The sequence below is a fragment of the Stenotrophomonas sp. LC732 genome (assembly GCF_052446685.1).
In the GTDB taxonomy this organism is placed as follows: Bacteria; Pseudomonadota; Gammaproteobacteria; order Xanthomonadales; family Xanthomonadaceae; genus Stenotrophomonas; species Stenotrophomonas muris.
Map to the genome: position 1 here is coordinate 2,293,051 of NZ_CP199214.1, position 21,336 is coordinate 2,314,386.

21 protein-coding genes are annotated in these 21,336 nt (G+C 67.7%); 12 read left to right on the plus strand and 9 right to left on the minus strand.

What is annotated here, in order from left to right; genetic code table 11:
* Window positions 1-247: 247 nt before the first annotated feature.
* The 6 genes from ACT6SE_RS11035 to ACT6SE_RS11060 all read left to right on the plus strand — a co-directional run bounded on the left by ACT6SE_RS11035 (window position 248) and on the right by ACT6SE_RS11060 (window position 6,634).
* Window positions 248-547 (plus strand): hypothetical protein, encoded by a 300-nt coding sequence (locus ACT6SE_RS11035; protein ID WP_005413574.1) that lies wholly within the window; start codon window positions 248-250, stop codon window positions 545-547.
* A 63-nt stretch (window positions 548-610) separates the two neighbouring features.
* Window positions 611-3,370, plus strand: a complete 2,760-nt coding sequence (mgtA, locus tag ACT6SE_RS11040; protein WP_046430844.1) for a magnesium-translocating P-type ATPase — start codon at window positions 611-613, stop codon at window positions 3,368-3,370.
* Between the two features lie 30 nt (window positions 3,371-3,400).
* Window positions 3,401-4,138, plus strand: coding sequence for an MgtC/SapB family protein (locus tag ACT6SE_RS11045; RefSeq protein ID WP_012511185.1), 738 nt, complete (start codon window positions 3,401-3,403; stop codon window positions 4,136-4,138).
* A 294-nt stretch (window positions 4,139-4,432) separates the two neighbouring features.
* The gene (locus tag ACT6SE_RS11050; protein ID WP_041864198.1) at window positions 4,433-5,488 is read left to right on the plus strand and encodes a sensor histidine kinase; all 1,056 of its coding nucleotides are present in this window, start codon (window positions 4,433-4,435) and stop codon (window positions 5,486-5,488) included.
* Window positions 5,481-6,122 carry a response regulator transcription factor gene (locus ACT6SE_RS11055; RefSeq protein ID WP_014647295.1) on the plus strand — a complete coding sequence of 214 codons (642 nt, stop codon included), beginning with the start codon at window positions 5,481-5,483 and terminating at the stop codon, window positions 6,120-6,122. The genes ACT6SE_RS11050 and ACT6SE_RS11055 overlap by 8 nt, the downstream gene beginning before the upstream one ends.
* A complete protein-coding gene (locus tag ACT6SE_RS11060) occupies window positions 6,119-6,634 on the plus strand; it encodes a DUF1697 domain-containing protein (RefSeq protein WP_014647296.1) in 516 nt (171 codons plus the stop codon). Before ACT6SE_RS11055 ends, ACT6SE_RS11060 begins: the two co-directional genes overlap by 4 nt.
* Here the strand turns inward: ACT6SE_RS11060 and ACT6SE_RS11065 are convergent.
* Together ACT6SE_RS11065 and ACT6SE_RS11070 are read right to left on the minus strand one after the other, a co-directional pair.
* Window positions 6,631-7,023: a DUF3224 domain-containing protein gene (locus ACT6SE_RS11065; protein WP_014647297.1), complete on the minus strand. Its 393-nt coding sequence runs from the start codon at window positions 7,021-7,023 to the stop codon at window positions 6,631-6,633. The two genes, ACT6SE_RS11060 and ACT6SE_RS11065, sit on opposite strands and share 4 nt — an antisense overlap.
* A 31-nt stretch (window positions 7,024-7,054) precedes the next feature.
* Window positions 7,055-7,546, minus strand: coding sequence for an EamA family transporter (locus ACT6SE_RS11070; protein WP_153643306.1), 492 nt, complete (start codon window positions 7,544-7,546; stop codon window positions 7,055-7,057).
* 245 nt (window positions 7,547-7,791) lie between these two features.
* Between ACT6SE_RS11070 and ACT6SE_RS11075 the strand changes: the two genes are divergently transcribed.
* The 3 genes from ACT6SE_RS11075 to ACT6SE_RS11085 are packed head-to-tail and all read left to right on the plus strand — an operon-like array spanning window position 7,792 to window position 11,921.
* Window positions 7,792-8,988 carry a hypothetical protein gene (locus tag ACT6SE_RS11075; RefSeq protein WP_046430850.1) on the plus strand — a complete coding sequence of 399 codons (1,197 nt, stop codon included), beginning with the start codon at window positions 7,792-7,794 and terminating at the stop codon, window positions 8,986-8,988.
* A 13-nt stretch (window positions 8,989-9,001) separates the two neighbouring features.
* A complete protein-coding gene (locus ACT6SE_RS11080; protein WP_046430852.1) occupies window positions 9,002-10,489 on the plus strand; it encodes a DUF6384 family protein in 1,488 nt (495 codons plus the stop codon).
* A gap of 16 nt (window positions 10,490-10,505) precedes the next feature.
* Window positions 10,506-11,921, plus strand: coding sequence for a hypothetical protein (locus tag ACT6SE_RS11085; RefSeq protein ID WP_046430854.1), 1,416 nt, complete (start codon window positions 10,506-10,508; stop codon window positions 11,919-11,921).
* Here the strand turns inward: ACT6SE_RS11085 and ACT6SE_RS11090 are convergent.
* Both ACT6SE_RS11090 and ACT6SE_RS11095 read right to left on the minus strand, forming a co-directional pair.
* The gene (locus ACT6SE_RS11090; RefSeq protein WP_046430856.1) at window positions 11,918-13,096 is read right to left on the minus strand and encodes a low temperature requirement protein A; all 1,179 of its coding nucleotides are present in this window, start codon (window positions 13,094-13,096) and stop codon (window positions 11,918-11,920) included. The two genes, ACT6SE_RS11085 and ACT6SE_RS11090, sit on opposite strands and share 4 nt — an antisense overlap.
* A gap of 9 nt (window positions 13,097-13,105) precedes the next feature.
* Entirely contained in the window at window positions 13,106-13,372 is a 267-nt protein-coding gene (locus ACT6SE_RS11095; RefSeq protein WP_014647303.1) for a hypothetical protein, read from the minus strand.
* Between the two features lie 203 nt (window positions 13,373-13,575).
* Here ACT6SE_RS11095 and blaL1 point away from each other — a divergent pair, with 203 nt between their 5' ends.
* Window positions 13,576-14,445 (plus strand): L1 family subclass B3 metallo-beta-lactamase, encoded by an 870-nt coding sequence (gene blaL1, locus ACT6SE_RS11100; RefSeq protein ID WP_046430859.1) that lies wholly within the window; start codon window positions 13,576-13,578, stop codon window positions 14,443-14,445.
* 116 nt (window positions 14,446-14,561) lie between these two features.
* Here blaL1 and ACT6SE_RS11105 read toward each other — a convergent pair whose 3' ends face one another.
* The 3 genes from ACT6SE_RS11105 to ACT6SE_RS11115 form a co-directional block, all read right to left on the minus strand.
* Window positions 14,562-15,101 (minus strand): DUF411 domain-containing protein, encoded by a 540-nt coding sequence (locus tag ACT6SE_RS11105; protein WP_080342753.1) that lies wholly within the window; start codon window positions 15,099-15,101, stop codon window positions 14,562-14,564.
* 116 nt (window positions 15,102-15,217) lie between these two features.
* Window positions 15,218-15,559 (minus strand): hypothetical protein, encoded by a 342-nt coding sequence (locus ACT6SE_RS11110; protein WP_046430909.1) that lies wholly within the window; start codon window positions 15,557-15,559, stop codon window positions 15,218-15,220.
* A 23-nt stretch (window positions 15,560-15,582) separates the two neighbouring features.
* The gene (locus ACT6SE_RS11115; protein WP_046430861.1) at window positions 15,583-17,868 is read right to left on the minus strand and encodes an FdhF/YdeP family oxidoreductase; all 2,286 of its coding nucleotides are present in this window, start codon (window positions 17,866-17,868) and stop codon (window positions 15,583-15,585) included.
* A gap of 244 nt (window positions 17,869-18,112) precedes the next feature.
* Here ACT6SE_RS11115 and fdhD point away from each other — a divergent pair, with 244 nt between their 5' ends.
* Window positions 18,113-18,961, plus strand: coding sequence for a formate dehydrogenase accessory sulfurtransferase FdhD (gene fdhD / locus ACT6SE_RS11120; RefSeq protein WP_032962653.1), 849 nt, complete (start codon window positions 18,113-18,115; stop codon window positions 18,959-18,961).
* 39 nt (window positions 18,962-19,000) lie between these two features.
* Here the strand turns inward: fdhD and ACT6SE_RS11125 are convergent, their stop codons facing one another.
* Window positions 19,001-19,537, minus strand: a complete 537-nt coding sequence (locus ACT6SE_RS11125; protein WP_046430864.1) for a carboxymuconolactone decarboxylase family protein — start codon at window positions 19,535-19,537, stop codon at window positions 19,001-19,003.
* Window positions 19,538-19,643: 106 nt separating this feature from the next.
* Between ACT6SE_RS11125 and ACT6SE_RS11130 the strand changes: the two genes are divergently transcribed.
* Window positions 19,644-20,525, plus strand: a complete 882-nt coding sequence (locus tag ACT6SE_RS11130; RefSeq protein ID WP_046430865.1) for an AraC family transcriptional regulator — start codon at window positions 19,644-19,646, stop codon at window positions 20,523-20,525.
* A gap of 249 nt (window positions 20,526-20,774) precedes the next feature.
* On the opposite strand, the gene ACT6SE_RS11135 is transcribed toward ACT6SE_RS11130, so the two are convergent.
* Window positions 20,775-21,332, minus strand: coding sequence for a TetR/AcrR family transcriptional regulator (locus ACT6SE_RS11135; RefSeq protein ID WP_049420776.1), 558 nt, complete (start codon window positions 21,330-21,332; stop codon window positions 20,775-20,777).
* Between the last annotated feature and the right edge of the window lie 4 nt (window positions 21,333-21,336).

The window sequence follows — 21,336 nt, forward strand, 5'->3', positions numbered from 1 at the left end:
AAGGTATAGCCGGGCTAACCCACGGGCCTCTAGGCCTGCCCCATTCAGGGGCGGACAATAGCGCCACTGGCCAGGGCAACCCTGGCTAGCCCCCTCCCCTCATGGAGACGCAGATGGACCCCGACCCTGCCGGGCGCACCGCGCCCCGGATGCCCGCTTGTTGCCTGTTCCTGGCGCCTGCCCGCCGGTCCCTGCCTGCCTGAGTGACGGGGGACCGCCAGGTGCCGCCTGCCTGGAGATCACCCCCATGTCCTACAAGATCCTCTACATCACCCTGCGCCGCCTGATCGGCGAGCGCGATGTTGCCGCCCTGCGCAGCCAGCTGCTGCAGCACGGCCCGGTCATGTTTGCCCGTTCGCTGTCGCTCGGTTCGCCGCGCGTGGTGGCCGACGCGCTGTCGCTGCTGCCGATCAGCGAGCGGATCACCGTGCTGCGCCATCTGCCCTACCCGCTGCGCGATGCGATGAAGCCGCTGTGCATTGGTGGCAGCCAGCGCCTGCACATGCAGCCGTGGTCGCCGGCGGTGCTGGCGATGCGCCACGCCTGAACTGTCTCACCCATTCCGTTCGTGTTCCGGCTGCGGCCGGCTCTGACATTCGAGGAGCGTCCCATGAGCCTGCTCAACGCCTGGTTCAACGCCTTCCTGCGCAGCCGTCGCGCAGGCAACCTGTTCCGCCGTCGTGCGATGCCCGAAGCCGGCTTTGGCCCGGGCAGCGCCGAAGCGGCGCCGTTCGCGCTTACCACCGGCCTGGTCACCCTTGCCCAGCAGGAAGAAGCCGAGCTGCTGGCCACGCTGGAGTCGCATGCCGATGGCCTCAGCCCGCATGAAGCCGAGGAGCGGCTGGCCACGCTCGGCCCCAACGAGGTGGATCACGAAAAGCCGCTGCCGTGGTGGCGGCACCTGTGGCAGTGCTACCGCAATCCGTTCAACCTGCTGCTGACCGTACTGGCGGCGGTGTCCTGGCTGACCGAGGACATCAAGGCCACGATCGTGATTGGTGCGATGGTACTGCTGTCCACGCTGATCCGCTTCGTGCAGGAAGGCCGCTCCAACCGTGCGGCTGAGCGTCTGAAGGCACTGGTCGGCAACACCGCGCGCGTGCTGCGCCGCAATCCGGGCACCGAGGCCGCCGATGTGGCCGACCAGTACTTCGGTGCGCACCTGCACAGCCGTCGCCCGGCACGCCTGCTGGACCTGCCGATCCGTGAGCTGGTGCCCGGTGACCACATCGTGCTGTCGGCCGGCGACATGATTCCGGCCGATTGCCGCGTACTGACCGCCAAGGACCTGTTCGTCGCCCAGGCCGCGATGACCGGCGAATCGCTGCCGGTAGAGAAGTTCGCGCACCCGGGCGACGGCCTGGCCGGCCTGCTGGAGCAGCACAACCTGCTGTTCATGGGCACCAACGTGGTGTCAGGCACCGCCACCGCCGTGGTGCTGGCCACCGGCAACCGCACCTACTTCGGCACGCTGGCCCAGCGCAGCACCGCTACCGACCGTGCGCCCACCGCGTTCCAGGCCGGCGTCAACAGTGTCAGCTGGCTGCTGATCCGCTTCGCGCTGGTGATGGTGCCGTTCGTGCTGCTGATCAACGGCTGGACCAAGGGTGACTGGACCGAGGCGTTCCTGTTCGCGCTGTCGGTAGCGGTGGGCTTGACGCCGGAAATGCTGCCGATGATCGTCACCTCCACCCTGGCCAAGGGTGCGGTGCTGCTGTCGCGGCGCAAGGTGATCGTCAAGCGCCTGGATGCGATCCAGAACTTCGGCGCGATGGAAGTGCTGTGCACCGACAAGACCGGCACGCTCACCCAGGACAGGATCGCGCTGGAGCGCCACACCGATGTGTTCGGTCACGATTCGGAAGACGTGCTGAAGTTCGCTTACCTCAACAGCCACTTCCAGACCGGGCTGATCAACCTGCTGGACCGCGCGGTGCTGGAGCACGTGGAGCTGCAGAGTTCGCTGCGGCTGTCGCAGGACTACCACAAGGTGGATGAGATCCCGTTCGACTTCGAGCGCCGCCGCATGTCGGTGGTGGTGTCCGAGCGCGAGGACCACCATGAGCTGATCTGCAAGGGCGCGGTGGAAGAGATGCTGGCGGTGTGCAGCACCGTGCGCGAGAACGGCCAGGACATGCCACTGGACGAGCGCCGCCTGGCGCGGGTGCGGCAGACCACCGAGGAACTGAACGAACAGGGCCTGCGCGTGGTGGCGGTGGCGATGAAGGAGACCGCGGCCAGTCAGAGCGCCTACTCGCAAGCGGACGAGTGCGGTTTGACGCTGGTCGGCTACGTGGCCTTCCTGGACCCGCCGAAGGAGTCGGCTGCGCAGGCGCTGCAGGCGCTGGCCGCACACGGTGTCGAGGTCAAGGTCTTCACTGGCGACAACGAACTGGTGACCGCCCGTGTCTGCGCACAGGTGGGGCTGGACGCGGACACCATCCTGACCGGCCCGCAGATCGAGCGCATGGACGACGGCGCGCTGTCGCGGGCGCTGCACCACCATCGCGTGTTTGCCCGGCTGACGCCGCTGCACAAGGAGCGGCTGGTACGCGAGCTGCGGGCGCAGGGCAAGGTGGTCGGCTTCCTCGGTGACGGCATCAACGATGCGCCGGCGCTGCGCGCAGCCGATATCGGCATCAGCGTGGACAGCGCGGTGGACATCGCCAAGGAGGCGGCCGACATCATCCTGCTGGAAAAGAACCTGATGGTGCTGGAGGAAGGCGTCATCCAGGGCCGGCGCACGTTCAACAACATGCTGAAGTACATCCGCATGACCGCCAGCTCCAACTTCGGCAATGTGTTCTCGGTGCTGGTGGCCTCGGCCTTCCTGCCGTTCCTGCCGATGCTGCCGCTGCAGCTGCTGGTGCAGAACCTGCTGTATGACATCTCGCAGATCGCCATTCCGTTCGACAACGTGGATGAGGAACTGGTACGCAAGCCGCTGAAGTGGAACCCGGCGGACATCGGCCGCTTCATGGTGTTCTTCGGGCCGATCAGCTCGCTCTTCGACCTGAGCTGTTTCGCGCTGATGTGGTACGTGTTCGATGCACGCACGCCGGCCGACCAGGGCCTGTTCCAGTCCGGCTGGTTCGTGGTCGGCCTGCTGACCCAGACCCTGATCGTGCACATGATCCGCACGCCGAAGGTGCCGTTCCTGCAGAGCATCGCCGCGCCGCCACTGCTGCTGATGACCGGCCTGATCATGGCCATCGGCGTGGCCCTGCCGATGAGCCCGCTGGCCGGCTACTTCAAGCTGCAGGCGCTGCCGGTTGGCTACTGGCCGTTCCTGGTGGCGATCCTGTTCGGCTATGCGGTGCTGACCACCGCGCTGAAGAAGTTCTACATCCGTCGTTACGGCTGGCAGTAAGCACCCGCCGCTTGTCCAGGGAGAAACGCAATGGACATCAATCCGAACCTGCCGGCGTTCAACGCCGGCGCCACGCTCAGCTCGCTGATCAGCCTGTCGGTGGCATTCGTGCTGGGCACGGTCATCGGCCTGGAGCGGCAGCTGCGGCAACGCACCGCCGGCCTGCGTACCAATACGCTGGTGGCGGTGGGTGCGGCAGTGTTCGTCGATCTGGCGGTGCGCTTCCATGACCTGTACGGCGGACCACCCTCGCCGCTGCATGTGGTGGCCTATGTGATCTCCGGCGTCGGCTTCCTCGGCGCCGGCGCGATCATGAAGGACGGCGCCCAGGTGTCCGGCCTGAACACCGCCGCCACCCTGTGGGGATCGGCAGCGGTGGGAGCCTGCGCGGGTATCAAGCTGCTGCCCGAAGCAGTGCTCGCAGCGGTGTTCGTGCTGGCCGCCAATACCCTGCTGCGGCCGGTGGTGAACCGCATCCAGCGGCAGCCGCTGCCGGAAGCGTTCAGCGAGGCGACCTATGCGATCAACGTGGTCTGCCAGCGCGAGCAGCAGGCCGAGGTGCTGGACCAGCTGTTGCTGCTGCTTGAGCAGGCGCATTACCCGGTGCGCGCGGTGGACCAGCGCCCGTTCGGCGAGCGCGATGTGGAGATCGAAGCGGTGCTGTATGCCACCACGGTGGATGCCGGCGAACTGGACGCCGTACTTGCGACGCTGGCGACCACGCCCGGTGTGCTGCAGGGATTCTGGAACGCCAGCCTGGAGGAGTAGTGCCGGCCGCTGGCCGGCAACACCGTGCACCGCTTTGGTAGGTGCCGACCTTGGTCGGCAGAGAACCTTCAGAGACCGTGTCCATCCCTGCGGTAGTGCCGGCCGCTGGCCGGCAACCTCATGAGCTCCGGCAACACCGTGCAGTTGCCGGCCAGCGGCCGGCACTACCAGACATCGTTCTGGCTTGTGCCGACCAACGGTCGGCACCCACAGCAAAAGAGCCTGCCGACCAAGATCGGCATCTGCCGATGGCGGCTTTGCTATCCTTTCACCCCACGCCAGGGAGCCGTCCCGATGCCATCGCTGTCGCCCCGCCGCCCGCTGGTGCTGCTGGCCCTGATCGTCGTGATGGCCGCGATCTTCCTGATCGACACCGTCACCGATTACGCGGTTGCTGCTGCCTGCTTCTACGCAGCGGTCATCCTCGCGGCATCGCGCGTGCTGGCCGCCCGCGGCCTGATCACGCTGGCCATCGCCTGCATCGCGCTGACCGGGCTGAGTTTCTTCCTGACCCGCTTCGGCACCTACCGCATCGGCCTGGTCAATTCGGTGATCGGCATGCTGGTGATCGGCATCACCACCTACCTCGCACTGAACATGGAAGCGGCCAAGGCCGCCGTGCAGGAAGCACAGGGCCGTCTGCTGCGGGTAGCGCGCGCCTCCACCGTAGGCGAGCTGACCACCTCCATCGCCCACGAAGTGAACCAGCCGCTGGCGGCCATCGCCAGCAGCGCCGAAGCCTGCCAACGCTGGCTGGCGCAGGACCCGCCGAACGTGGACAAGGCACGCCAGACCGTGGCCCGCATCCTGGCCGATGCGCACCGTGCCGGCGATGTGATCGCCCGCATCCGCGGCCTGACCCAGGGCGCGGCACCGGAACGGCGCGCCTTCGACCTGAACCAGGCGGTGGAGGAAATGCTGGCGTTGTCGCGCAGCGAACTGGACCAGCATGGCGTGGCCGTGGCCCTGCTGCTGGACGCCGACCTGCCGCCGGTGCAGGCCGATCGCGTACAGGTGCAGCAGGTGATCGGCAACCTGATCCTCAATGCGGTGGATGCAATGGAAGCCGTACCCGCAGGCGACCGGCGTCTGTCGCTGCTGACCCGGCGTGAGGGCCAACGGGTCAGCCTCAGCGTACGCGATCGTGGCGTCGGCCTGCCCGCCGAGCATCCCGAGCGCGTGTTCGACGCGTTCTGGACCACCAAGTCGCACGGGTTGGGGCTGGGCCTCAGCCTGAGCCGCTCGATGATCGAGGCGAACGACGGCCAGATCCGCGCCGAACGACCGGCAGGCGGCGGTGCCTGCTTCGTCTTCGACCTGCCCGTCGCCACGGATGTCCACCATGCGTAAGCCCACTGCACCCATCGCCGATCCGGCGCCCATTGTCTATGTGGTCGACGACGATCCTTCGGTGCGCGCGGCGCTGGAAGACCTGCTGGCCTCGATGGGCCTGCAGGTGCGGGCCTTCGCCTCCACCCAGGCCTTCCTCGAGCACGACCTGGAAGACGCGCCGGCGTGCCTGGTGCTGGACGTGCGCATGCCCGGCCAGAGCGGTCTTGAATTCCATCGCACGATGGGCAGCCATGGCCTGCAGCTCCCCGTGGTGTTCATCACCGGCCACGGCGACATCGCGATGGGTGTCAACGCGATCAAGGACGGTGCCATCGAATTCCTGACCAAGCCCTTTCGCGACCAGGAACTGCTGGATGCGATCCACAAGGGCATCGAGATCGACCGCCAGCGCCGCCGCGAGGGCGAGGCGCTCGATGCCCTGCAGCAGCGCTGGAACACGCTCAACGCGGGTGAGCGCGAGGTGGTCGATGGCGTGGTGCGTGGCCGCCTCAACAAGCAGATCGCCGGCGACCTCGGCGTCAGTGAGATCACGGTGAAGGTGCGCCGCGCACAGGTGATGCGCAAGATGGGCGCGCGCACCCTGGTCGACCTGGTGCGCATGTACGACCGCCTGCAGGCGGGGACGCCATGAACGTCCACGTCGCCTTGCTGCGCGCGGTCAACGTCGGCGGTACCGGCAGGCTGCCGATGCGCGAACTGGTGGCGATGTGCGAGGACGCAGGCTTCGCCGATGTCCGCACGTACATCGCCAGCGGCAACGTGGTGTTGCGCAGCTCGCTCGACGAGGCGGGCGTGCGCCAGGCCCTCGGCCAGCGGCTCCAGGAATATGCCGGCAAGCCGGTAGGCGTACTGGTGCGTTCGGCCAGCGAGATCGCAGGCGTGGTGGCACGCAATCCGTTTCCGGATGCCGCCGGCAACCGTGTGGTCGCCCTGTTCCTCGACGGCAGCCTGCCTGCCGACCCGCTTGATGGCGTGACCGGCCGGCGCGACGAACAGCTTGCACTCGGCACGCGCGAGATCTTCATCCACTACGGCGCCGGCATGGCCGACTCGCGCCTGCGCATTCCCGGCTCGGCACAGGGCACGGCGCGCAATCTCAATACCGTCGCCCGGCTCGCGGCGATGGCAGCGGAACTCCGCTAGATCTCGTCCGGCAGGCTGTAGACCAGCCGGTAGTCGTGGCGGCCTTCACTGATGGTGATCTCCAGTGTGCCGCTCAGGCCGAACAGTCCTTCACTGCCCGAATCGGGCACCACCACCACGCTCAGCTGCGGCGTGCCACGGGTCATCAACCCGTTGTGCTGCAGGGTGAACCCACCCTGGCGCCCGGCCAGCGTGGCCGTTACCCGTTCCATCGCCACGTAGCCGGCCGAGCCCTGCACCGGCGTGCGGAAGGCCAGCATCTGGCCGACGCTGCTGCCGTGCAGGTCGCCGGCGAAGGTCTTGTTGATCGACATCACCGCAATTGGGCCGTCATTGCCACCGATCGGCCGCAGATCCACTTCAAACGTACCGTGTGCTTCGCCCTGCATCCTGCTCTCCCCTCTGGTCGGTTCAACGCTGCTACTTCTTCGTGGCCAGCACGATCACCCCGGCCAGCACCAGGCCGATGCCGCTCCACTCCCGCAGGCTGGGCCGCTCGCCCAGCAGAAGATAGGCCAGCACGATCGCCAGCACCACGCTGAACTTGTCCACCACGGCCACCTTGGCCAGCTCACCGCTTTGTAGTGCGCGGAAGTAGAACAGCCACGACGCACCGGTGGCCAGCGCCGACAGCACCAGGAACAGCTGGGTCCGCCCCGGCAGCAGCAATGGATTGGACCATTTGCCGGTGACCATCACCAGCGGCAGGATCACCGCCGCCACCACCAGGGTACGGATGGCCATGGCCAGGTCCGGGTCGACACCCTTGACGCCGACCTTGGCGAACAGCGCAGTCAGCGCTGCGAACACGGCGGACAGTCCCGACCAGAGCAACCATTGCGGTACGTTCTGCACGAAGCCCTCGCTTGCCGCAACCGATGAGCGTGCGCCAACGCTACTCCACCCTGCCATCGGTGGGGCTTCACCTGCCCATCACCGCCGCTACAATGGGACGGAATCGCCAGGGGGGCGATCTGCAGGGAATGCGCCATGCTTGAACAGGACACCACCCTCGCCCATACCGGGCCGTCGGCCCTTGACCGGGCCCGCCTGTCGTGCGCCGCACGGCTGCCGCTCCCCTTCCCCTTCGTTTCGCAGCAACCTGCCCGTTCCGCGCGGCAGGTTCCTCATTGCCTGCCCTGACCGGAGCCGTCGAAATGTCCGAGAACACCCTCCTTGCCACGCCGGCCGCTACCGCGCCGATCAAGTACCTCGACCGCGCCATGGCCACGCTGCGCAGCCTGGGCCTGGCCGCTCCCCAGGACAACAACGCACCGGCCATCGCGCTGGTCTCGCAGCTGTCCACCCTTGACCAGGGCCGCGTGGTGGCCATTGCCCGCGTGCTGCAGCAGTCCGGGCATTTCAATGCCGTGATGCGTGATGAAATCAGCTCGGCCAAGGTGTCCGACCGCTATACCGAGATCATCCGCGCGTTCGACAGCATCCGTGACGATGCCAGCACCATGGTCGAGCAGGTGCGCGACGGCAGGATCGACATGGGCGAGCGCCTGCAGAACCTGTGGATGAAGGTCACCCGCGGCGACATCCCGAGCCGGTTCGAGAAGATCCGCCGCACATTCCTGGAAGTCAGCCGCGATTCGGCCGAGCAGCTGCAGCGCGAGTCGCGCGTGCTGGAGATGTACGGCGACTTCCGCCTGTCGATCAAGGATGCCGAGATCCAGGCCCATGAGCTCTTGAAGCTGCAGGAGCAGGCGCTGGCCGATGCCCGCGAGGCGCTGAAGCAGGCGCAGCAGCGCGTGGAGTCGGCCGATCCGGCCGCCGATGCCGCCGACACCGGCCGCCTGGTCATGGCCCGCGACGAGGCCCTGCGCAACAACCAGGCCGAGGAGTCGCGCTACCAGCTGGCCAAGGACCTGGCCGAGAACCTGCAGGTGAACTACGCCACCTCCGAGGCGATCATGCTGCGCGTGCACCAGTCGCACGAGATCAAGCGCCGCGTCAACGAGCGCTCGGTGGTGTTCTTCTCCACCAATGAAACCAGCTTCACCGCCTTGAACCTGGCCTTCACCACGCAGATGGGCCTGCATGAGTCCACGCAGGCGCTCAATGCGATGACCGAGGGCACCTCCAAGGGCCTGGAAGCGGTGGCCAACATTGGCGATGACGTGCTGCACGAGGGCCTGAAGGCCGGCTACGGCGCCACCATCGGCGTCGATTCGGTGCGCAAGCTGGTCGATGCGGTGGTGCGCTTCCAGGAGACCTCGCTGCGGGAGATCGAGCAGCTGCGCGGCCAGGCGACCCGCGACTCGGCCGAGATCGCCGAGTATGTCGAACAGGGCAAGCAGCGCTTCGCCGCCCTGCTGCAGGCGCCGCCGAGCCCGGAGTCGCGCTGAGGTGAGTGCGACGATGGCCCCTGCCGAGCTGCAGGCTGCGCTGCTGACCATGGATGTGGTCGACCAGCTGCGCTACCGCAACGCCGAAATGAAGGCGCTGGCCGACAGCGGCCACGACAAGGCGACGCTGAAGCAGCGCCTGCTTGAGCTGTACCGCTCGCAGGGCATCGAGGTCTCCGACGAGATCCTCGAGGCCGGCATCCAGGCCCAGCGCGACCAGCGCTACCTCTACACCGCGCCGCGTGGCTGGAAGGCGTGGCTGGCGCGGCGCTGGATCGATCGGGCCCGCCTGTTGAAGTGGGCGCTGCTGGCGGCCTTCCTGCTGCTGGTGCTCGGCATGCTGCTGGTCATGGCGCGCAGCTTCGGAGCGTTCGTGCACGAGAGCAACGTGCAGAAGAACGTGCAGGTGCTGAACGACAAGGTGGCCGCGCAGCAACAGGAGGCTGCTGCAGCGCGCGCCCTGCTGGCCGCACAGGAACAGGCCCTGCAGGGGCTGCTGCCACGTGCCACCGCCAGCGGTGGGCGCCTGCAGCCACTGGCCGAAGGCGCACAGGCCGCGCTGGCCGAAGCACAGCGGCGCTTCGCCGGGGTTCCCGCCGCACTGGCCGCACAGCCGACCCTTGTGCGCAAGGACAAGCTCACCCGGCTCAGCAGTGGTGGCAGTGCCACCGGCGAGCAGGCCGCCGCGCAGGTTGAGCAGCATCGGCAGGCCGCCGCGCAGCTGCTGGCGAATGCCAGGGAAACCTTGCCGCCGCTGACCGAGCGGGTGAACATTCTCGGCCAGGCGATCGAGGCCGGCGAGCTGCTGGATACCACCAACGCCGCTGCAAAGGCGGCACGCCTCGCGCCGGATGCAGAGCAGGCGCGCGCACGCGCCTACACCGGCGGCGACGTGGCACTGCGCGCGGGCGACATCGCCGCGGCCGGCCAGGCGGTAGCGACCCTGAAGGAGCTGATCGGCAGCGCCGACACGCTGGCCGCGCTCAACGAGCGGTTGGCCCAGCTCAAAGCCGACGGCCTCGCCACCGGTGTCGCCGGCGAAGACCGCAAGCGCTTCGAACGTGCGCTGGAGCAGGCCGCCCGCCTGATCCGGGTCGAGACGCTGGCCGAAGCCGGGCCGGCCCTGGACGAGGTCAGCCAGCTGGTGGGGCTGCTGTCGCAGACCCTGGTCTACCGCATCGTCAACCGTGACGATGAACGCACCGGCGTCTGGCGCTACAACGAGAAGGCCAATGGTGGCCGCAACTACTATCTGGTGACCGAAGCGCTGGACGAGGCCGGCAATGCTGCCGAACTGCCGATCCGCAACGAGGAAACCGGCAAGGAGGAACGGGTCTCGGTGTTTGCCGTACGCGTGCCCGAGGCCACCTACAACCGGGTTGCCGCCGACAAGCAGGACAACGGCATCATCGAAGACGACCAGATCGGCAGCAAGCCGCGCGGCAGCCTGTCGCCGCGGTTCCGCATGCCCGCCACCGGTGGCTACATCACCCAATGGTGATGGGTAAGGAACTGACATGAGAGACCTGAACGACGCGATTGCCGATGTCGAAACCGATATCGGTCAGGTGCAGGCACAACTGGCCGCGCGTGGCGACCAGTGCCGGGAGCTGATCAAGGAACAGGAAGCGCTGCACGGGCGGGTCCGCGACGACTTCAACGCCCTGGCGCGCCTGCAGGCCGAGGCCGCAAACGATGCGCCGCCGATGCTGGCCCGGGACCTGCTGCAGCAGTCCAGCGCCGATCTGCAGCGCCGTGACCGCAAAGCGGCGGTGCTGGACGACGAACTGCAGGCGCTGCTGGACATCGAGCAGTCGTTGCAGCAGCGGTCGCAGGAGGCCGTTGCCGCACGCGACGCCGCCGGCGGACGCTGGCAGGCCCTGCAGGACCAGGTGGACACCACGCTGGAAGCGGAACCTACCTACAGGGCGCTGCAGGACGACCTGCAGCTGGCCGTGGCGCGTGCCGACACGGTCGAGCGCATGGCTTCCTCTGCCCAATCGGAGCATGACGCCAAGGCCGGCGCCTATCAGGCCGACCCGATCTTCATGTACCTGCACCGGCGCAGCTACGGCAGCACGGCCTACCGCGGCTGGCCACTGGTGCGCACCGTCGACGGCTGGCTGGCCGAACTGTGCGGCTTTGACCGTGCCCGTCGCGAGTACGCCACGCTGGTCGAGCTTCCGCCCTATCTGCAGGAACATGCCCGACGCGCCCGCGACGACGTGGAGGCGGCCCGCCAACCGGTACAGCAGGCCCGCGATGCCGCCCTCGCCCGCGCCGGTGGCGACCCGCTGCGCCAGCAGCTGCAGACGGCACAGGGCGCAGTAGCGCAGGCGCTGCTGGCCGAGCAGCTGCATCGTCAGACCGTGGATGCCAAGCAGGCACAGATCGACGGCTTCCGCAGTTGGACCGATGCCGAAGGCAGCGCCCTGCTCACCGCGCTGGCGCGCACGCTGTCGGCCAAGAGCATGGACGACCTGTACCGGCGCGTGGCCGCCACCGCCTCCGGCGAGGACGATGCCGTGCTCGAGCACATCCATCGCAGTCGCCTGCGCCTGGGCGAGATCGATGGGATGGTAGGCGAGCACACCCGCGAAATGGCCGTGCTGAAAAAGCGCCTGGACAGCCTGCAGGCGGCGCGGAGGAGCTACCAGGCGGCAGCAGACATCGAGCGCCAGGCCTACGAGGCGCCGAGCTACCGGGCCGCCGCGCCGGCCACCGTCGCCGCATCCTTCTTCAGCACCACCAGCAGCCGAAGCACCACCCGCTCCTCTGGCGGCCTGTTCGACCTGCTTTCGGGCGGTTCCAGCAGTTCCGGCTCGGGTTCGAGCTCCAGCTCCAGCTCCAGCTCCAGTTCCAGCGGCAGCAGCTTCCACAGCGGCGGTGGTATCAGCGGCGGCGGTGACTTCAAGACCGGCGGCGGGTTCTAGCCCGGCAACGGCCGGGTGCGCCGCTTCAGCCGCGCATCCAGCAACCCCACGCCCAGCAGCACCAGGCTGGTCAGCCATCCGGCGGCCAGCAGGTGCATCCAGGGCAACACCAGGCCCAGCATCAGTAGTGCGGCGGCGCCCAGCAGGTGCGAGCGCGGCGCGCGCCCATAGACCACGTGCTTGTACAGGGCACTGCCCAGCAGATAGATCAGCGGGCCCGCCACCATCACCGTGGCGTACACCGTGGTGACGGCCGCCGCCGGATGGTCCATGACCAGATCGTTGCCCACCGCGGTGGCGATGATGCCGGCGATCAGCAGGGCATGCACGTAATGGAAATTGGCGCCCATCCGGCCCGGGTCTTCGGCGTGGGTGATGGCCTCTGTGGCATCGCGGCTGGAGATGCCGAAGTACAGCCACCACATGGCAATCGTGCCAGCGAAGGTGGCCAGCACCGCCGAGATCACCTGCAGGCTCCAGTGCTCGACGTCGCTTAGCACGCCCCCGGTGGCCAGCAACGTCTCGCCCAGTGCGACGATGACGAACAGCTGGCAGCGTTCGGCCAGGTGACCGCCCTCGATGGTCCAGTCGCGGGTGTGCGACCGGCCCATGCCCGGGAACGCGAAGCCGAACATCGGCGAGATGTATTCGCAGGCCGCCGCCATCGCCCACAGTGCCAGCCGCAGGTGGCCCTCGGCCGCCGCGCCGGCCAGCCAGAAGCAGGCCGACACGCTGACCCAGGCCAGCATGCGGCGGAAGTTCGGCGCCAACGTATGGTTGCGGCCGACTTCCAGCAGCACGAACGCGGTGCGTCCGACCTGCATCGTGGCGTACGCCCCGGCGAAGATCCACGCACGATCGGCGAACGCCTCGGGGATGGACGAGGACATCAACAACGCCAGCAGCATGGTGGCGAACATCAGGCCCCGGATGCGCGGCGCCTCCGGGTCGAACCAGTTGCTGACCCAGCACGCGTACTGCCAGCCGAGCCAGACCGCGAACCACAGCACCAGGGTCTGCAGCACGCCGGCCAGATCCAGGTGGTGCAGCAGATGGTGGCTGAGCTGGGTGACCGCGAACACGTAGACCAGGTCGAAGAACAGTTCTTCGTAGGTAACGCGGGCATGATGGCCATCGCGGTGGCGCAGCGCGGGCAGGCGCAGTCGGGTACTCATGGAACTCCTTCAGCGCGCCAGGCGCCAGTACAGGAAACCGGCCAGCAGCGCCGGCACGGCGAACACCAGCAACAGGATCGGCAGCTCCTCGCGTACCGCGTAGCCGGCCTTGCTGACCCCTACCCACATGTTGGCCACGGCCACCAGCAGCCAGGTGGCGATGAAGGCGATCAGTGCCGTGGGCAGCTGCGAGGTGCCCGTGCTCCAGAGATGGCCAAACAGCACGAATACCCCCAGCAGCAGTACGCCACCCAGCATCACCATGAGCACGTGCATGGTCCACCTCCTTGAGCCTGGTAGCAGGCTAGCCCCGGCCGATTCTGCGCTCCAGCCCGTGGAGGTGGATTCACAATCCATGGCCAGCGAACAATCCCTGGGCAGGCTGCGGCGCACCTTATCGCAGCCATGAATTATTCGCGAAACGGTCCGCCCCGCCCGCGTGCTAGTTTCATTCGACCCTGCCCAGACACCTCTCCGCCATGCGCCTTTGCCTGACGACCCTTGCCCTGACTGCCACACTTGCCTTTGATGTGACTGCCGCCGACGCACCGCTGCCGCAGCTGCAGGCCTACACCGTGGACGCCTCGTGGCTGCAGCCGATGGCACCGCTGCAGATTGCCGACCGCACCTGGCAGATCGGCACCGAGGACCTGACCGCGCTGCTGGTGCAGACCGCCGACGGTGCGGTACTGCTCGACGGCGGCATGCCGCAGATGGCCGGTCACCTGCTGGACAACATGAAGGCACGCGGGGTGGCAGCACAGGATCTACGGCTGATCCTGCTCAGCCACGCACACGCCGACCATGCCGGGCCAGTGGCGGAGCTGAAGCGCCGTACCGGCGCCAGCGTAGCGGCCAACGCCGAATCGGCCGTGCTGCTGGCGCGCGGTGGCAGCAACGACCTGCACTTTGGCGACAGCATCACCTTTCCGCCGGCCAGCGCCGACCGCATCATCATGGATGGCGAAGAGGTCACCGTAGGCGGCATCGCGTTCACCGCGCACTTCATGCCGGGGCACACCCCAGGCAGCACCGCCTGGACCTGGACCGATACCCGCGATGGCCAGCCGGTGCGCATCGCCTACGCCGACAGCCTGAGTGCGCCGGGCTACCAGCTGCAGGGCAACGCCCGTTATCCCCGCCTGGTCGAGGACTACCGGCGCAGCTTCGCTACGGTGCGCGGCCTGCCCTGCGACCTGCTGCTGACGCCGCATCCGGGCGCCAGCAACTGGAACTATGCCGCCGGTGCAGAGGCCGGAGCCAACGCCCTGACCTGCAAGGCCTACGCGGATGCGGCCGAGAAGAAGTTCGACGCACAGCTGGCCAAGGAAACAGCCACGGCACGCTGATCCTGTAGAGCCGAGCCCATGCTCGGCTTGCCGGCCAAACACAGCCGAGCATAGGCTCAGCCCTACACAAGACGCGTCGAAGGGTGCCGGTCAGGACGACCGGCACCCGCCTTCCATCAGCCACCCTGCCCGTGCTGGGCAAACGGCTCGGTGCTGCCGTCGGTCCGCACCAGCTCGACGGTGTACGGCTGCACGTAACCATCCGGCATTTCCATGCCCGGCGAACCGGCCGGCATGCCGGGCAGCACCAGCCCGCGTGCGGCCGGGCGTTCGGCCAGCAGGCGCTTGATGTCCTCGGCCGGGATGTGGCCTTCGACCACATAACCGCCGATCTCGGCGGTATGGCAGGAGGCCTTGCCGACCGGCACGCCCAGGCGGACCTTGATCGGATTCATGTCATCGGTATCGCGCACGTCCACCTGGAAGCCCGCGGCCTTCAGATGGTCGACCCAGATACCGCAACAGCCACAGCTGGCGGTCTTGTGCACGATGGCCACCGGCAGGGCCGGATCGACCTTGGCCGGGCTGGCCTGGATCGGTGCCACCGGAGCCTTCCTGGCGACCGGTGCGGCGGCGGATTCTTCGGCGGCACGTGCACAGGCGGTGGTGGCCAGCACGGTGCCCAGCAGCAGGCCGAGGGAGAGAGAACGGTTCATTGAGTGATTCCTTTGCTGAGGCGGGCAACGCGGCCCGCCGCCCGCGCATCGAAGGCGCAGGCAGAGGCGAGAAAGAGCCGAACAGTCATGGCAGGCGCTTGAGCGCCTGCAGGACATCACACGATGGGGGGACGCAACGGGTCCGGCATCGGCGGCGATGCGCGTTGCTGGGAACGGGCAGCTACAGGCGCCTCACGCCACGGCGAGGCGGGCGTTCCACTCAACGTGGCCAGCATGCCAAGGCAGGCTGGCGGGCATTCGCACTCACCGCTCTGGCAGGCCGCCCGGGCCGCATCATCGCAGCAGCCGGCTGCCGCCAGCGCAGCCGCGTGCGGTGCAGCGCAGTGATCCTGGTTGGCCGACCCGCCGTACGAAGACGAGCCAAGCGCCAGCGCCGGTGCATTCAGCACCAGGGCAACGAGCAGCATCCATCGCAGCAGCAGGCCAGGCAGGTTCACCCGCCGATGATAGCCGATGCGCGTCACGCAATCGCCGCCGCCATCGCCCGCATCCGCACCGGGATCGACTTCGCTGCGGGTGTGCCGCTGATCCGGTCGTAGTAGTCCAGCGGCAGCAACGGGTTCAGTTCCGGGTAGTAACCGGCCAGCGCGCCGCGCGGCATTGGGTAGTCCAGCACCGTCAGGCCCTCGATACGGCGCTGCACGCCATCGCCGCTGATCGTCTCCAGGCTGACCAGCGCTTCCTTCTCCAGCCCGCGCGCCAGCCGGTCCTCGATATTCATGAACAGCACCATGCGATCGTTGTACACGCCGCGATAGCGATCGTTGTAGCTGTAGATGGTGGTGTTGTACTGATCATGCGAGCGTACCGTGGCCAACCGCAGCATGTCCGGATCGTGCACCGGATCGTCCACGTCCAGGCCGGGCATCACCAGGATGTTGGCCTTGCCATTGGGCGTGGGCCACACCCGGCGGCGCGGCGGAATGTCCAGATGGAAACCGTGTGGCTGCTGGATGCGCTCGTTGAAGCCGGTGTAGATCTCCGGATACACCGCGGCAATCAGCTCGCGGATGGGCGCGTAGTCGTGCATGCAGCCGGCCCAGTCAACCCTGCTGTCCGGCAGCGTGGCCAGTGCCATCCGGCAGACGATCTCTACCTCGGGCAACACCTCGGCACTGACCGGCTCCAGTACCCCGCGCGACGCGGTTACATTCGACATCGCGTCTTCGATGGTGACGAACTGCTCGCCGGCCGGCGTAACGATGCGTTCCGAGCGCGCCACCACCGGCAGGATCAGTGCATCGCGGCCATGGACCAGGTGCCCGCGGTTGAGCTTGGTGGCAATGCCCACGGTGAGCTCCAGGCCACGCATTGCCTCATACGCACGCGGGGTATCGGGCACGGCATGGATGAAGTTGCCACCCAGGCCGATGAACACCTTGGCGCTGCCGTCCAGCATCGCCTCGATGGATTCGACCACATGGTGGCCATGCTCGCGCGGCGGGTCGAAGCCGAACACCTGCTGCACGCGGTCCAGATAGGCCGGCTTGGGCTTCTCGTCGATGCCGACGGTGCGGTCGCCCTGCACATTGGAATGCCCACGGATCGGTCCGATGCCGGCGCCGGGCTTGCCGAAGTTGCCACGCAGCAACAGCAGGTTGGCGACCTGCTGCAGCAGGCGCGAGCCGTACTGGTGCTGGGTCAGCCCCATGCCGTAGCAGATCACGGTGGCCTTGGAACGGATGTAGATCTCCGCACAGCGGCGGATCTGCGCCTGCGAAATGCCGGACACCTGCACGATCTGGTCCCAGTCCTGCGCCATCACGTCTTCGCGCAGCGCCTCCAGGCCCACCGTGTGTTCCGACAGGAAATCATGGTCGAGCACGCGCTCGCCCTGTGCCTCACGCTCGAACATCACCTTCATCATGCCCTTGATCAGGGCCAGGTCGCCGCCGATGCGGATATGCACGAACTCGCTGGTGATCTCGGTCGAACCGAACGTGGCCATCTGCACCACGTCCTGCGGCTCGGCGAAGCGGATCAGCGCACGCTCGGGCATCGGATTGACCGCCACGATCGGGATGCCGCGTTTACGCGCCTCGACCAGGTTGCTCATCATCCGCGGTGAATTGGTACCGGTGTTCTGGCCCATCACGAAGATCGCCTCGGCATGCTCGAAGTCCTGCAGCACGATGGTGCCCTTGCCCACCCCGATGGCCGGCGGCAGGCCACGGCTGGTCGGCTCGTGGCACATGTTCGAGCAGTCCGGGAAATTATTGGTGCCGAACTCGCGCACGAAGATCGAATACAGGAACGCGGCTTCATTGGGCGTGCGGCCGGAGGTGTAGAACTCGGCCTGGTGCGGGCTGTCCAGCGCCTGCAGGTGGCGGCCGATCAGCGCGAAGGCATCGTCCCAGCTGCACGGCACGTAGTGGTCGGTGGCTGCGTCGTAGCGCATCGGCTCGGTCAGCCGGCCCTGCATCTCCAGCCAGTAGTCGGTCTGCGCCATCAGTTCGGTCACGGTGTACCGGGCGAACAGTTCGCGGCCGGCGCGGAACTGGGTGGCTTCCCAGGCCAGTGCCTTCGCGCCGTTCTCGCAGAACTCCAGCTTCTTGCGTTCGTCGGCATCGGGGAACGCGCAGCTGGGGCACTTGAAGCCACCGGGCTGGTTCATCGCCAGCAATGCCTTCGATCCCTTGCCGATCACACTCTGCTGCAGCAGCACCTTGGCCGTGGCGCCGGCGGCACCCCAGCCTCCGGCGGGCTGGTTGTAGGGCTTGTAACGCGGCGGTTTCTGCTCGGACATGTTCGGGAACCTGGCAGTAGGAACGCAACAACGAACGGCACAACGCGGTCCGGCGGTGCATTCAGTGGCACGACCAGCCGCACAGTCAAGCACGGCCCACGGCGCTTTGCCAGAGGGCACAGGCTGATTTCAGCACAACCTGCCATGGCAACGGTTACAGCCGCGTCTGCGCGCGACCACTGCGCTATCCTCGAAACCGCAGGCGGTGGCCCGCCCGCGTTTCTCCCTTGTCCGGACGCGCTGCATGCCTGATTCGATCCCGCCGCACACCCCGCCTGCCGGCACCGCCCAACGCCCGTTGCAGCGCTGGCGCGGCGGCACGCAACAGCAGCAGGTCGACGTGGTGGCCGAGGAAGTGCCGGTGGCGCTGCGCTACAACGATGCCGCCTTTGCCGTGATGATGGCCACACCCTGTGATCTGGAGGACTTCGCACTCGGATTTTCGCTCAGCGAAGGCCTGATCAGCGCGCCCTCGCAGCTGCTGTCGATCGATATCCACCCACAGCTGGAAGGCATCGAGCTGCAGATGACCGTGGACGAGGCTGCGCCCGGCGCAAACCTCGACCCCGACAAGGGACGCCTGCTGCCCGGCCGTGGTGGCTGTGGCCTGTGCGGCACGCGCCAGCTGGAAGAAGTGCTGCGCCCACTGCCGCAGATCCGCGAACGCCGCAGCTATTCCGCCACCGCCCTGCAGCGGGCGTTGGCCAGCTTGGCGCAGCACCAGCCGATGAATGCGGCAAGCGGCTCGATCCATGCCGCGGCCTGGGCCGACGCCAGTGGGCGCATCGGCTGGGTACGCGAGGACGTCGGCCGCCACAATGCACTGGACAAGCTGATCGGCGCCCTGCACCACAACGAACACGCCATCGAAGGCGGCCTGCTGGTGATTTCCAGCCGGGCCAGCTACGAGATGGTGAGCAAGGCAGTGCGCGCCGGCGCCAGCGTGCTGGCGGCAGTGTCCGCGCCGACCGCGCTGGCGATCGATCTGGCCCGCAGCGCCGGCCTGTGCCTGGTCGGGTTCGCGCGGGAAAGCGGGTTCAATGTGTATACGCATCCAGAGCGGCTGCAGGCGCACGACGGCCACGCCCGCTGAGGATGGCCGGGAGCACTGCGTCCCCCGGCCCGGTACGCCTCAGCGCAGCGCGACCTTCGGGAAGTCCACCGGCACGTCGAACGCCACGTTGACGTAGTTGGTGAACAGGTTGAGCGCCACATGCGCGAGGATCTCGACGACCTGCTCATCATCGAAGCCGGCCGCGCGCAGCGCCTGCACGTCGCCGTCGGCGATCTGCGCACGCTGCTCGACCACCTTCAACGCGAAGTCGAGCGCCGCCGCAGTGGCCGGGTCGCTGGACTGGCCGATCTGCGCGGCAGCCATCTGCTCACCGCTGGCGCCGGCCTTGCGGCCCAATGCCGTGTGCGCGGCCAGGCAGTACTCGCAGGCGTTGCGGTTGGCGATGGCCACGGCGATCTGCTCGCCCAGCAGCGGCGACAGGCGACCGCCGCCCAGCGCGCCGAACGAACCCCACATGCTCTGCAGGGCAGCCGGCGAGTTGGCCACGGCGCGGAACATGGCCGGGGTGGCGCCGAAGGCAGCGTGGACCTGGCCCAGCAGGGCCTGGCGGTCGGCGGTGGTGTTGGCGGCATCGATCAGGGGGACACGGGACATGGTGGATCTCCTTGGGAAAGCGCCCGGGATTGGACGACCCGCTCATCCTAGGTAGACTCCCTGGACGCAACATCCTCATTTCGCCACATATGTTGTCCATACGTCCATGAGCATGCGCGCCGCCACCCCTGCGCCAGATCGACTCTCCTCGCTGCTGGAACGCTTCCGGGTGCAGGCGGCGCTGTTCCACAGTGGCCCGCTGTGCGGGCAGCATGTCTTCGAGCCGCAGCCCGGTCGTGCGTTCCTGCACATCCTGCGCCAGGGTGAGATGGAAGTCCGTCATCCTGGGGGCGATAGCGCGCTGCCCCGGTTGAAGATCGATACACCCAGCCTCCTGCTGTATCCGCAGCCGCTGCACCATGTGTTCTTCAACGCTCCGCTGGACGGCCCGGATTTCACCTGTGCCACGCTGGATTTCGATGGTGGCGCGCGCAATCCGATCGTGCAGTCGCTGCCACCGGTGATGGTGGTGCCGCTGGCCGCGATCACCGAACTGGATGACACCCTGCAGCTGCTGTTCGCCGAAGCCGATCGCCAGCGCTGCGGGTCACGGCTGCTGACCAACCGCCTGTTCGAGGTGGCGCTGATCCAGATCCTGCGTTGGGTGGTCGACCACCCGGATGCAGCCGGCGTCAGCCACGGGTTGATGCGGGGGCTGTCCGATGCGCGGCTGGCACGCACGCTGGTGGCGATGCACCAGGCACCGCAGGACGAATGGACGCTGCCGCGCATGGCCGCGACCGCCGGCATGTCGCGCAGCGCGTTCGCGGCCGTGTTCAAGGACGTGATGCAGGCAACGCCAGCCAGCTACCTGCTGGACTGGCGGCTGAGCCTGGCCTGCGCGCAGCTGCGGGCCGGCGTGGCGGTCAAGCAGGTGGCGATCGAGGTGGGGTTTGCCGATACCGCATCGTTGTCGAAGGCGTTCCGCAAGCGGCTGGGGGCTTCGCCGAGGGCGTGGCTGGCCGCGGGCGCCGCGCAGGCTGGGTAAAGGTGAGGGGGTAGAGTCGACCGCTGGTCGACCATCGCGCGACGCGCGGGAGGTTCGTTGCCCGACCGAAGGGCAGTCGACCAACAGCCGACTCTACCGATGCGGCATTTTCGTGATGTGACCGAAGGCAGCCGACCAGCGGTCGGCTCTACCACGGGCGATCGAAGCGGCATTTCCGTGGCCTGACCGAAGGACAGCCGACCGGCGGTCGGCTCTACCACGGGCGATGTCGGCGCGCCGGCTGCCCGCTCAACTGGACGTTCCATCGGGCTTCGCCAGCAGCCCGGCGATCCGTTCGGCCACCTGGGCGCGAACGCTTTCATCCAGCTGCCCTTCGTACATCGCCTCGTAGATCCACAGGCCGTCGGCGGCCAGCCGTGCCACGAAATTGTCGAGCGCGGCCGGGTCGCTCTGCCCGGCCGACGGTGGCAACGGCGCCCAACGCCGTACCGCCGGCCCCCACGGGCGCTCATCGGCGTCCGGGTCGGCCGATTCGAGCATGAACATCAGCTCGGCACGGGTAGCGCTCTGCGCCGAGACGCGCACGAAGGTCTGGTAACGCTCCAGCGCCGAGGCTTCGTCTGCACGCTTGCCCAGCAGCGTTTCCATCGACGTCTCCCAGGCCTGCACCAGGTGCTCGTCGATGCCGCGCAGCAGCGCCTCGCGCGAGGGGAAGTGGTACAGCAGGCCGCCGCGGGTCAGCTTGGCCTCGGCCGCCACCGACTCGAAGGTCACTGCGCGCACGCCATCACGATTGATCACGTTGACGGCGGCGTCGAGGATGCGGTCGCGCTTGCTGGTTCTCATCGCG